The following is an 11,589-nucleotide window of genomic DNA, read 5'->3' as shown; positions in this document are numbered from 1 at the left end:
GGCCGCGGCGCCTGGTCCAGCAGGGCCGTCCGCACGTCGGCGAGCGGGGGCAGCAGACCGGCATCGGCGAGCAACCGCAATGCCTCGAGCTCCTCGGCGTCCCAGCCGACGGGCGGGCCCGACGCCGGGAGCAGGACGGTCATCATGCAGCCGGCGCACCTGGCACCACGGGCGGTGCAGGAGTCACAGTCGATCAGCATCGTGCGCACCTTCCGGATCCGAACCGGTGGAGGTCGGCGACGACAAACAATCCGAGCACCGATCTCCCGACTTCACCGACGGTAGGTCCAGGGTCCGACAATTCTCGGCGGACAAGTCCCGCCCGGCGAAAGTCCCGCCCGGCGGATCCCCTACCGGTCGAGGCGGGCCAGCAGAGCGGCCGAGGGCACCGCCCGGGCTCCGGCTGCGACGCAGTTCTCCGCGACCTCCCGGTCGGAGGTGATGACGAAGACCGGGCGGCCTTCCGGTTCCATCCGCGCCAGCCGGACGATCTCCTCGTCAGCGAGCTGCCCGGGCCGGCTGAACAGCACGCGCACCCCCCGAGGCATGGCGACACCCACCGGCCGGGCCACGACGGCGGTGGCGTCGAAGACGACCGTGACCTCGCTGTCGGGATTGCGGCCCGCGAGCGCACCGAGTCCGGACAGCAGCCGCTCACGCTGTGCCTGCAGGGTGAGGCGGCCGTAGCCCCGCTTGGTCACGTTGTACCCGTCAATGATCAGATGGACCCCGGGGACGGCCAACACCTCGTCGATCAGGGAGGGGTCGTCGTCCGGCCGCCCGCGGGCCCCGACGAACGCCTGCGGGCCGTTGCTCGGACCGGCTCCGCCGCGAGCGATGAGATCCGCGGGCCTCGCGACCATCGTCGGGAGGTCGAGTTCTCGTCGCAGGCCGTGCGCCGAGGCGATCAGGGTGTCAAGTAGAACGCGCAACCGGGCGTCATCGACGCTGCGGGACTCGCGGCTGTCCCGGCGGGTGGAGGCGAGCGCGCTCTCCAGTTCCGCCACCCGGCCGCGCAGCCGCCGGGTCTCCGCCTCGGCATCCCGGCTGGCGGCCAGGGCGGCGTTCCGGGCCGCCTCGGCCGCGGTCAGGGCCTCCCGCGTGGCCTGCTCGGCCTGCCGGATCCCGGCAGCGGACGAGCGCAGCCGCCGGCGAGCCTCGTCCGCCTCCGCCCGGGCTGCCTGCAGCTGCTCGCGCAGTTCCTCCTGCTCGGCCGCGGCGATGCGCTTGCTCGTCTCCAGTTGTTCGGTGAGCCGCAGTATCGTCCGCCCGGCCTCGTCAACCTGGCTGCGGGCCGCCGCCTCCGACGTGGACGCCGCGGCGACCTGGACCAGCTCCTGCCAGCCGGAGACCCGCAGCAGGTACGCGACCGCGGCGATCTTCTCGGGGGGCGCCGCAGGCGGCGGTCCGTCCGGCGAGCTGACGGCTTCGACAAGCTCGGGATGATGACGGTGGATCCACTCGGCGACCCGGCCGCGGAACACGTCACCGTCCACCGCCGCGGCCAGTGGGACGGCCCCCTGGCGGACACGGCGGGAGGGCTTGAAGCGGCGCACCGCGACCAGCGACGGCGGGACCTGCGGCTCGGGAAGATCCGCCAGCGTCCGCTCGGCGAACTCGACGACATGCGCCCGCACCGGCGCCGGAAGCGGCTCACGCATGCGGCGAACCCGAGGGTGGCGACGAAATGTCCGTCATCATGCGCACGACGGAAAAACTGGGCGGGCCGTATCTCCAACGGCTCGTCCAACCGGCCAGACAGCAAGGCACGCGGGACTCCGGAGCCGACGGGGAGAACGATGACAGTACAGCTTATCGGGAGAGCTCAGGGCACTCACAGCCGCTACCGGCCGGATCGGTACGTCGGCGGCCTACGGCTGGGCGGTCATTGTCTTAGGTGAAAGTCGGCTTATGTAGCCTCGCGACGCGCGCCCCTTATGCTCGATTTCTTCCGAACGCGGCCCTGGCTGCGCCTGAGAGGATCATCGTGACCGACCAGAACCCGCCTCACCAGCCCCCCAGCGGTGACGGGAGCCAGGAGGCGTGGAGGCAGCCGAGTGATCCCTGGCACCAGCCCGCGGACCCCGGCAGCACCCCCACCTCCGGTTCGTCCTCTACTCCCCCGGCGGCCCCGGTCCCATCGTGGGGAGCGCCCCAGCCCGGCCAGCCGAACCAGCCCGACTCGGAGGAGACACGCCTCGCCTGGCCAGGCACCGCCCCACAACCGGGTGGGCAGCAGTGGGGCGGGTACCCCGGCGCCCCGCAGCACCCCGGCGCCGCGCAGCACCCCGGCGCCGCGCCCGGGTGGGGACAGCCCGGCGAACGGCAGGGCTGGGGACAACCGGGCGGCTGGCAACAGCCGGACCATCCCCCGGCCGCGGCTGCCGGGCCCTACCAGGGTGGGAGTGCCCCATACCCGGGGACGGTCGGCTACCAGGGCGCTCCCGACGCCTACCAGAACCCCCCGGGGGCTTACCACAACCTCCCGGGGGGCTACCCGCCGCCCGGCGGCTGGCAGCAGGGCAGCCCGCTGCCTCCGCCCCGGCAGCGGGCCAATCCGCTGTTCATCATCGTGCCCCTCGCCGTGGTCGCCGCCATCGTGCTCGGTGTCGTGATCGCCCTCGCGGTGCGCGGCGGTGACGGCACCGAGATCGCCTCCCCGCCGGCCCCGACGGTGACCGTGCCCGACCTCCCGAACACCACTGCGACCGCGACCACCCCGACCGCGACCACCCCGACCGCGACCGCCCCGACCGCGACCGCCCCAAACGGAGTGCCGAACTGCGTTCCGGTGACGCCACAGCACGCGCCGGCGGCCGGCACCGCGACGATCGGCGGGTCCGGCACCGCCGTCGGCCGGGCCACCTCCTCGGTCAGCGACTTCGAAGCCAGGGTCACCCTCAACAGCGTCTGCTCCACCACCGGCAAGGTGACCCAGTACGGCGACGCGCCCACCCAGGGGGCCTACTACGTCATTAACGTGACGGTCGAGGTGAGCCGCGGGTCGACGTCCGCCTCGCCGTCCGACTTCTACATCCAGACCTCCGACGGCACCCGGTACGACGGCAGCTACGAAAACGTCGCGCCGCGGCTGTCGGTGTCGACTCTCAAGGCCGGGCAACGGGTCCGGGGCAACATCGTCATCGATGCGCCGCCCGGGCACGCCATCCTGAACTGGGAACCGCTGTTCGCCGTCGATCCGCCGAAGTTCCAGCTCTGACCGCCGCGTAACCCTACGAACCGCTGAAACCGCCAGAACCGCCAGAACCGCCAGAACCGCGCCAGACCGGTACCCGGCTCAGCCGAGGGCGGCGCGGATCCGCTCGGCCACGGCATCGAGCTCGGCCGAGTCGGGGTTGTGGTCGGCGAGCCTGAAGTCGATCTGCGTCTCGTCCTCGATCGGCAGGAGATGCACGTGGACGTGCGGGACCTCCAGCCCGGCGACGAGCGCGGCCACCCGCCGAGGTCGGAAGGCCGCGTCGATGGCGCGGCCCACCGTCGCCGCGGCGCTCCACAGCGCGGTCTGGAGGCCATCGGGTAGATCGATCCAGTGGTCGATCTCGGTGCGGGGAACAACCAGGGTGTGTCCCGGCCGGATCGGCGCGATCGTCAGGAACGCCACCACGTGCTCGTCGGAGTAGACGATGCGACCGGGAAGCTCGCCGTTGATGATCCGGGTGAAGACGCTCGGCATGGGTGCGACCCTATCGACCGGGTCGTCCGGCACGTGACGACAGCACCCGATGGCCGACGGCCGTTCACCCGGCCGTCGAGCTGTCACGTTTTCCGCTGGGCGCGCCGGGAGTCCGGCCCCGCGGGAGTCCGGCCCGCCGGGGTGTCAGACGAAGGGGCGCGCAAATCCCGCCGGCCCAACCGTCATCACCCGGAACTCATTACCCTCCGGATCCTTGAGAACGTATCCGCTCTCCCCGTCGTCGTCGTACCGGGATACCCGGCGGGCACCGAGGGTCGACAACCAGCCGATCACACGCTCCGCGTCGACGGCGTAGAGATCCAGATGAAGCCGGTTACGGCCGGCATTGCGCTTCGCCCCGGGCCTGAGAAGGAGCTTGGGTCCCGCGCCGGCCGGGTGACGCAGGATCGCCCCGTCGTCACGCCGGCTCACCTCGTATCCCAATGCGGCGGACCAGAAGCGCACCATCACGTCAACGTTCAAACAGTCGACCGCGACCCGCGCCACTCGAATGCCGTTCGTCTCGAACCATGCCACCTGGGCATGATTCCGCATTCGATGCACGCAGGCCTGCCGAGTGGGCCGCACGCTTGAGCGCACGCCCCGACAGAAGCACCAGACTGCCCCGACGGGACCATGAAAGGGACAACCGCGGAGAATTTCGTGGCCAATACCGGCCCGTCGCACACCCGGCGCCCTACGGAGCAGGTAGCGTCAGTCGTTTCCCATCGGCCCGTGACCCGGAACCTCCGTGACCCGGAACCTCCGTGACGACGTGCGGCGAGGCGGACCTGCTTTCGCCTCCGGGTCCGCGGACGATCCCGGGCGCAAAACTGTCGGGGGTGGGACCTACCGTGACGCCGTGCGCCCAGATCCCGCCCCGGACCGTCCCCGGCCGCCCCGGCAGGGCCGGCTGGATGATCTCGGTCGTCCGTTGGCGGACGTGACCTTCGTCGTGTTCGACCTGGAGACGACGGGCACCTCCCCGGGACGCGACGAGATCACCGAGATCGGCGCGGTCCGGGTCCGCGGCGGCCGGATCCTCGCCGAGATGGCCACCCTGGTCCGGCCGGGCGTCGGCATCCCTCCGATGGTCTCGGTGCTCACCGGCATCACCGACGTGATGGTGGCGACGGCGCCGCCGGTCACGCAGGTGCTGCCTACCTTCCTGGAGTTCGCCCGCGGCGCCGTTCTCGTCGCCCACAATGCCCCGTTCGACCTCGGCTTCCTGCGCGCCGCCGTCGAGCTCTGCGGCTATCCGGTGCCCGCCTGGGAGTATCTGGACACGTTGCGTATCGCCCGGCGGGTGGTCACGAGAGACGAGAGCCCCGACTGCCGGCTCACGTCGCTGGCCTCGCTGTTCCGCAGCCCGGTCGAGCCCCGCCACCGGGCGCTGGCGGACGCCCGGGCCACCGTCGACGTGCTGCACGGGCTGTTCGAACGGCTCGGCAACGCGGGCGTGACCACCCTGGAGGACCTGCACGACTACAGCTCCCGGGTGTCGCCGGCCCAGCGACGCAAACGGCATCTGGCCGACGGCCTGCCGACGGGCCCGGGTGTCTACATCTTCCGGGACGCCGACGAACGAGCCCTGTACGTCGGCAGCTCGCGTTCGGTGCGCTCCCGGGTCCGTACCTACTTCACCGCCAGCGAACCCCGGACGCGGATGGCGGAGATGGTGGCGCTGGCCGAGCGGGTCGACGCGATCGGATGCGCGCACGCCCTGGAGGCCGAGGTCCGGGAACTGCGGCTGATCGCCGAGTACAAGCCGCCGTACAACCGCCGATCCCGCTTCCCGGAGCGCTCCGTTTATCTCAAGCTCACCGACGAGCCATTCCCACGGCTTTCACGGGTGCGCGCCGCCCGTGACGACGCGACCTATCTCGGGCCGTTCGGCGGCGTCCGCGCCGCCGACGCCGCCGCCGAGGCGCTGCTGGCCGCGGTGCCGCTGCGCCAGTGCTCCGGGCGCCTGTCCCCGCGCGTGCGCCGGCCCGCCTGTACCCTCGCCGACCTCGGCAGATGCGGAGCGCCGTGCGACGGCCGGGAGGACGTGGCGAGCTACGGCCGGCACGTCGCCGCCGCCCGGGCCGCCATCACCGGCGATCCGGGCCTGGTCATCGCCGCCTCGACGCGGCGGATCGACCGGCTGGCCGCCGAGCGGCGCTACGAGGAGGCCGCCGTCCAGCGGGACCGGATGATCGCGTTCGTCCGCGCAGCCGCACGTGCCCAGCGGCTGTCGGCCCTCACCGGGGTCGCCGAGCTCGTCGCCGCGACCCCGACCACCGAGGCCGGCTGGGATCTGGCCGTAGTGCGTCACGGTCGGCTGGTGTCGGCGGCGAGCGTGCCGCCTGGTGTCGATCCGCGGCCCTGGGTCGACGCCGCGGTCGCCAGCGCCGAGACGGTGCGGCCGCGGCCCGGTCCGGCCCCGTGCGCCTCCGTCGAGGAGACCGAACGCATCGCCCGTTGGCTCGGTGGGCCGGGGGTGCGGCTCGTGCGGCTGGAGGGCGAGTGGAGCTGGCCGGCCGCGGGCGCCATCCGCGCCGCAGCCGGATTCGGTGCGGCGGCCGGATTCGGTGCGGCCCCCGGCCGGTCGGTACGTGCGTATGACGGTGACGGATGGTTCCCGTCGGCCTGACGTGACGTGCTCCGTCAGGCCGGACGGCTACTGCCGGCCGCCGCCGGGTGGCTGCTTCTCCTCGACGAAGAACCCGGTCACGGCCTTGCCTGCGCGGCGCGCAAGCCCCTTGCCGTGACCGTCGCCATGCCCGTTGGCCGCCGGCAGCTCGAACCGGTCCGTCGGGACGAGCGGATGGTCGGGGACGGGAGTCGGCTTCGGGCGGTGGTCCTCCACGAACTCCCCACTGGGAAGCTGGCGGATGATCCCGGTCTCGATGCCGTGATGCTCGATCTCGGCGTCCTTCTGGTTGAGCGCAATGCAGATCTTCTTCGTCACCGCATAGGCGATCGGTGGCACGACAATGAGCCCGATGCGGCCGGCCCAGGTCATCGCGTTCAGCGAGATGCTGAAGGTCTTGGCGATGATGTCGTTACCGCCGGAGATCATCAGCACCAGGTAGAAGCTGATCGCCATCGCGCCGATCGCGGTCCTGGTCGGCGCCTCCCGTGGCCGTTGCAGCAGGTTGTGCGGCTTCGCGTCCCCGGTGAACCTGGCTTCCAGCGCGGGATAGAGCGCCGCCAGCGTGAACAGGATGCCCGGCAGGACGGCAGTCGGCCAGAACACCGCGGGGATGGTGTGCCCGAGCCCGCGGAACTCCCAGGGCGGCATGAGCCGGGTCGAGCCGTCGAGGAAGCCGATGTACCAGTCCGGTTGGGAGGCCGAGCTGACCTTCGACGGGTCGTACGGGCCGAACATCCAGATCGGGTTGATCTGGGCGAGACCGCCGAGCAGCGCGAGCATCGCGAAGACCAGCATGAAGAACCCGCCGGACTTCACCGCGAACACGGGGAAGACCCGGTGGCCGACGACGTTGTCCTCGGTCTTGCCCGGCCCGGGGAAGTCCGTGTGCTTCTGGTGCCACAGGATGCCCATATGCGCGCCGATCAGGGCGAGCAGGACACCCGGCACCAGCAGAATGTGCGTCACGTAGAGCCTGGGCAGGAAGTTGACGCCCGGGAACTCCCCGTTGAACACGAGGAACGACGCCCACGTCCCGATGATCGGGATGGACTGGGCGATCGAGGCCGCGATCCGCAGACCGGTGCCGGAGAGCAGGTCGTCCGGGAGCGAGTAGCCGGCGAAGCCCTCGAGCATTGACAGGGCGACCAGACCGATGCCGATCAGCCAGTTGGTCTCACGGGGCTTGCGGAACGCGCCGGTGAAGAACACCCGGAACATGTGCACGATCATCGACGCGACAAAGACCAGCGCGGCCCAGTGGTGGATCTGGCGGAACACCAGACCGGCCCGGGTGTCGAAGCTGATGTCCAGCGTCGAGGCGTAGGCCCGGCTCATCTCCACGCCCTTGAGCGGGACGTAGGAACCGTTGTAGATGACCTCGGTGTTCGACGGGTCGAAGAACAGAGTCAGGTAGATGCCCGTCAGCAGCAGCACGACGAAGCTGTAGAGGGCGATCTCCCCGATCATGAACGACCAGTGGTCGGGGAAGACCTTGTTCAGGTTGCGCCGCAGAAAGGCCTGGTTGCCGAACCGTTCGTCGAGCTCACGGTTGGCCTTCCGGATCGGGCCCGGCCGCTTGACGAACTCGGGGGCGGATGCGGTGGTCATGAGCGCTCCCAGAAGGCGGCACCGACGGGCTCGTGGTAGTCACCGTCACGGGCGTAGAGGAACCCGTCCTTGTCCGCGGCGATGGCAAGCTGTGGCAGGGACCGGCTGGCCGGCCCGAAAATCGCCCGACAGCCGTCCCGCACGTCGAAGACGGACTGGTGGCAGGGGCAGAGCAGATGATGGGTCTGCTGTTCGTACAGGCTGACCGGGCAGCCGGCGTGGGTGCAGATCTTGGAGTAGGCGACGTGGCCGTCGACGCCCCAGTCCTCCCGGCCCTTGCGGGGGCGGTCGACCCCCGGTGGCAGCCGGATGAGCAGCGTCGTGCTGTCGGCCTTGGTCTGGACATCGGTCTTCGGCTGGTACGCAACGGTGCCGTCGGACTCGGTCACCGGAACGGCCGGGAACACCGTCTCGATGCCGCCGATGGCGACGTCGCCGAGCTTGACGTAACGGCCGTCCTCCGTGACGAGGCGGGCACCCTTCACCCAGCTCGTGTGGTCGAGCTTCTTGCCCGGCTTGGTGTTCGTCAGGTTCAGCAGCGGCACCACGATCAGCCCGCCGAGCACGGTGCCCGCCCCGAGCAGGGTGCGGCGCAGCAACGGGTAGCGCGCGAGGCCGGTGTCGGCGAACCCGGCCGCGATCTCCTCCTCGGTGACGGCGATCTCCTCCTTGGAGGAGGCGAACGCGTGGCGCTCCTGCACGGCCTGCTCGTGCGGCATCAGCCGCTTGGCCCACAGAATCAGGCCGATGCCGAGCCCACCGACGGCAAGGCCCAGCGCGGCCCCGAGGGAGGGGGTGTAGTACGCCTTGTACTTGTCACCGACGAAGTTGGTGACAACGAACCCGACGGTGCCGATCACCGAGATCAGGAACCAGCCGGCAATCAGCCGCTCCGCCCGCCGCTCGGCCCGGCGGTCCACGTCCTGCGCGCGCGGCGGACGAACGGTCACCCCACCGGCGGCCCGCTCCCCGTAGGTCGGCTGGATAACCCCGGTCTGCGGGCGAACGGCCGTGGTCGTGGGCTCACGGGTCGAGTCGGTCTGGTGGGGCGGCGTGCCCAGGGCCTCCGGGCCGTCCGACGTCCCGGCCGGGACGTCCGGGCCGCCGGCGGACACCCCGGATCCCCCGGCGGGCTGGCCGGAGGTGTCCACCGGGTGCTTCGCCCTTCTGAAGATGCTGCTCATCGAGTCCTGGTCAGATTCGTCGGCCGGTTCGCCCTGGTAGCCCGGGTAGTGCATGCGCCGGTCCGTCGGAACGGACGGCTGGTCCGCACCGGAATCCGCCGGCCCCGGCGTGCCCCGGCCCGTCTGGTCACTCATACCTTCTGCCTCGCTCCGATCCACAGGCACACACCCAGCAGGGCACCGACGCCCACCAGCCAGGCCAGCAGTCCCTCGGGCACCGGACCGTAGTTACCGAGGCTGTGCCCACCGGCACTCGGCGCTTCCTTCATGTGCTTGATGTAGGCCGCGATCGCGATCGCGTCCTCCTCGTTCAGCTGGCGCGGGCCGAACACCGGCATCGACTCCGGCCCGGTCCGCATGGCCTCGACGACCTGCACCGGGGTGGCCTCGCTCAGCGAGGGGGCGAACTTGCCGTAGGTCAGCGGCGCGCCCTGCCCGACGGCCTGGTGGCACTGCGCGCAGTTGGCCCGGTACAACTCGCCGCCGTGCGACAGGTCGGCGTCGTTGAGCGCCGCGTCCGTGACCTTCGGCACCTCCTCGCCGCCGCCAAGGCTCTGGATGTACGCGGCGAGCTGGTCGATCTGGGTCGCCGAGTAGATCGGGGGCTTGCGGTCGGCCTGCGCGGCGGGGGCGGCCAGCGGCATCCGGCCGGTCGACACCTGGAAGTCCACCGCGGCGGCGCCGACGCCGATGAGGCTGGGCCCGGTGTTCGTGCCCTGCGCTCCCAGCCCGTGGCAGGTCGAGCAGCCCTGCAGGTACAGCGCCCGGCCCTGCCGGACCGCCTCGTTGGCGTCCGGGGTCTGCGCGGCGTTGCCGCCCGGCGCCAGCACCGTCCACAGCACCCCCGTGGCCAGCAGGCCGAGGACCATGACCAGCGCGGAGGACCTCCGGCGGCGACGCGCGGACGCCGTTCGTCCGCGCGAGAACCGCTTCGTGGCGGCGGCCGACACCGAGGATCGCGACGCCGCAGTGCCCGACGCCGGGGTGCCCGACGGTGGGATGCCCGACGGCGTGTCCGAGGATGACGAGGAGCCCGAGGATGCAGTCATGTCGCTCACTGGAGGAGGTAGATGGTCGCGAAGAGGGCGATCCAGACAACGTCGACGAAGTGCCAGTAGTACGACACGACGATCGCCGAGGTCGCCTTCTCCGGTGTGAAGCGCCCGTACGTCGATCGGCCCAGCACCATCAAGAAGGCGACGAGACCGCCGATCACATGGAGCCCGTGGAAACCGGTGGTCAGGTAGTACACCGATCCGTAGGCGTGCGACGCCATCGTGAACTTGTTCTCGCTGAAGTACTCGTTCGCCTGGCCGCCGACGAACACCAGACCCATGATCAGCGAGATCAGGTACCAGCGCCGTAGCCCGTACACGTCACCACGCTCGGCGGCGAACACGCCGAGCTGGCAGGTGACGCTGGACAGGACCAGGATCACGGTGAAGAACAACGCGTACCCGACGTGCAGCTCCACGGGTCCGTGTTCGGATCCGGCGGGGTCGCCGGTGACCGGCGGCCAGTTGCCGCTGTTGACCGAACGGATCGTGAAGTACATCGCGAACAGGGACGCGAAGAACATCAGCTCCGACGACAGCCACACGACCGTGCCAACCGAGACCATCGAGGGACGGTTGGCCGTCGGGTGTGGTGGAGGAGCCTTCTCGAGGACGGGGGCTGAGGCCACGTCGGTCATTCTGGCACGGGACGGCCCACGCGCCACTGTAGGTTCGACGTTCGGTAGGACTACGACCCGTCGATGACCGCCCCGAATCATCGTGGCGGCTGCCTCGCCTGCCCGGCAAAGCCCTGCCGTAGCTGGAAAAACGCAGGTCACAGCGATGTCAGTTGGCCTACGAACGACGCGGAGCGACAAGGCTGACCCAGCCGATGTTGCGTGCCTCACCCGCGACACGCCGGCCCGCCAGCGCCCTCCGGCGGGCACAGTCGAGCCAACACGGACACCCCCGACCGCGCCGTGACCCCCGACCGTGACGTGACGTGATGCCGGGCCGGGGCGGGCCTCAGCCGGACATCGCGGCGAGCGCCCGCAGGCCGTCCGCCGGCAGGGCGATGCCGCCCTCCGAGCCGGGATCGACCGCGAGCAGAAGATCGTCGGACGGCCAGATCCGGCCCAGGGCCGCCACCTGGACCGTGCGGTAACGCGCCACCTCCGGCAGCGCCTCGGCCAGGCGTTGCTCAGAGGTGAACGTCGGGACGAACTGGGTGCCGTCCTGCCGTTCGGCCACCGGCAGCTGCAGCAGGCTGTCGTCCTCCTCCGACAGATCGGTGATGTCGTTACCGAGGTCGGGCAACAGGACCTCGGCGGCGGCGAGGTCACCGAGCGCGGCCCACTCGTCCTTGCCCTCGGCGAGGCGGTGCAGCGCGGCCCGCGCGGCCGTGCCCTGCGCGGAGGGGACGCCGGGCGGGATGGCGGCGCCGGGCGGGATGGCGGCGCCGGGCGGGAT

At 71.1% G+C, this 11,589-nt stretch carries 11 protein-coding genes; 2 read left to right on the top strand and 9 right to left on the bottom strand.

Going from position 1 to position 11,589, the window contains the following annotated elements; translation table 11 throughout:
* Both AC08OO_RS16860 and AC08OO_RS16855 read right to left on the bottom strand, forming a co-directional pair.
* On the bottom strand, window positions 1-200 hold a 200-nt coding region (locus AC08OO_RS16860; protein WP_476618741.1), incomplete at its 3' end, for a hypothetical protein.
* 150 nt (window positions 201-350) lie between these two features.
* Window positions 351-1,661 (bottom strand): NYN domain-containing protein, encoded by a 1,311-nt coding sequence (locus AC08OO_RS16855; RefSeq protein ID WP_476607477.1) that lies wholly within the window; start codon window positions 1,659-1,661, stop codon window positions 351-353.
* A gap of 326 nt (window positions 1,662-1,987) precedes the next feature.
* On the opposite strand from AC08OO_RS16855, the gene AC08OO_RS16850 reads away from it, so the two are divergent.
* Entirely contained in the window at window positions 1,988-3,220 is a 1,233-nt protein-coding gene (locus AC08OO_RS16850; RefSeq protein ID WP_476618740.1) for a DUF4352 domain-containing protein, read from the top strand.
* A gap of 78 nt (window positions 3,221-3,298) precedes the next feature.
* On the opposite strand, the gene AC08OO_RS16845 is transcribed toward AC08OO_RS16850, so the two are convergent.
* Together AC08OO_RS16845 and AC08OO_RS16840 are read right to left on the bottom strand one after the other, a co-directional pair.
* Window positions 3,299-3,694: an HIT family protein gene (locus AC08OO_RS16845; RefSeq protein ID WP_476618739.1), complete on the bottom strand. Its 396-nt coding sequence runs from the start codon at window positions 3,692-3,694 to the stop codon at window positions 3,299-3,301.
* A 144-nt stretch (window positions 3,695-3,838) separates the two neighbouring features.
* Window positions 3,839-4,249 (bottom strand): VOC family protein, encoded by a 411-nt coding sequence (locus tag AC08OO_RS16840; RefSeq protein ID WP_011437488.1) that lies wholly within the window; start codon window positions 4,247-4,249, stop codon window positions 3,839-3,841.
* Between the two features lie 307 nt (window positions 4,250-4,556).
* Between AC08OO_RS16840 and AC08OO_RS16835 the strand changes: the two genes are divergently transcribed.
* A complete protein-coding gene (locus tag AC08OO_RS16835) occupies window positions 4,557-6,329 on the top strand; it encodes a DEDD exonuclease domain-containing protein (RefSeq protein WP_476618738.1) in 1,773 nt (590 codons plus the stop codon).
* Window positions 6,330-6,356: 27 nt separating this feature from the next.
* On the opposite strand, the gene qcrB is transcribed toward AC08OO_RS16835, so the two are convergent.
* The 5 genes from qcrB to AC08OO_RS16810 form a co-directional block, all read right to left on the bottom strand.
* Window positions 6,357-7,940 (bottom strand): cytochrome bc1 complex cytochrome b subunit, encoded by a 1,584-nt coding sequence (qcrB, locus tag AC08OO_RS16830; protein ID WP_476607481.1) that lies wholly within the window; start codon window positions 7,938-7,940, stop codon window positions 6,357-6,359.
* Window positions 7,937-9,259 (bottom strand): cytochrome bc1 complex Rieske iron-sulfur subunit, encoded by a 1,323-nt coding sequence (gene qcrA, locus AC08OO_RS16825; protein ID WP_476607482.1) that lies wholly within the window; start codon window positions 9,257-9,259, stop codon window positions 7,937-7,939. The genes qcrB and qcrA overlap by 4 nt, the downstream gene beginning before the upstream one ends.
* Complete coding sequence (qcrC, locus tag AC08OO_RS16820; RefSeq protein ID WP_476618737.1) at window positions 9,256-10,173, bottom strand: cytochrome bc1 complex diheme cytochrome c subunit; 918 nt, start codon at window positions 10,171-10,173, stop codon at window positions 9,256-9,258. Before qcrC ends, qcrA begins: the two co-directional genes overlap by 4 nt.
* A 5-nt stretch (window positions 10,174-10,178) precedes the next feature.
* Entirely contained in the window at window positions 10,179-10,817 is a 639-nt protein-coding gene (gene ctaE, locus AC08OO_RS16815) for an aa3-type cytochrome oxidase subunit III (protein ID WP_035941687.1), read from the bottom strand.
* A gap of 328 nt (window positions 10,818-11,145) precedes the next feature.
* Window positions 11,146-11,589, bottom strand: coding sequence for an SseB family protein (locus AC08OO_RS16810; protein WP_476611333.1), 444 nt, complete (start codon window positions 11,587-11,589; stop codon window positions 11,146-11,148).

The organism is Frankia sp. CeCAU1 (assembly GCF_977971845.1).
The sequence above is the reverse complement of the archived record's forward strand: the minus strand, read 5'-3'. Positions and strand labels throughout refer to the sequence as shown.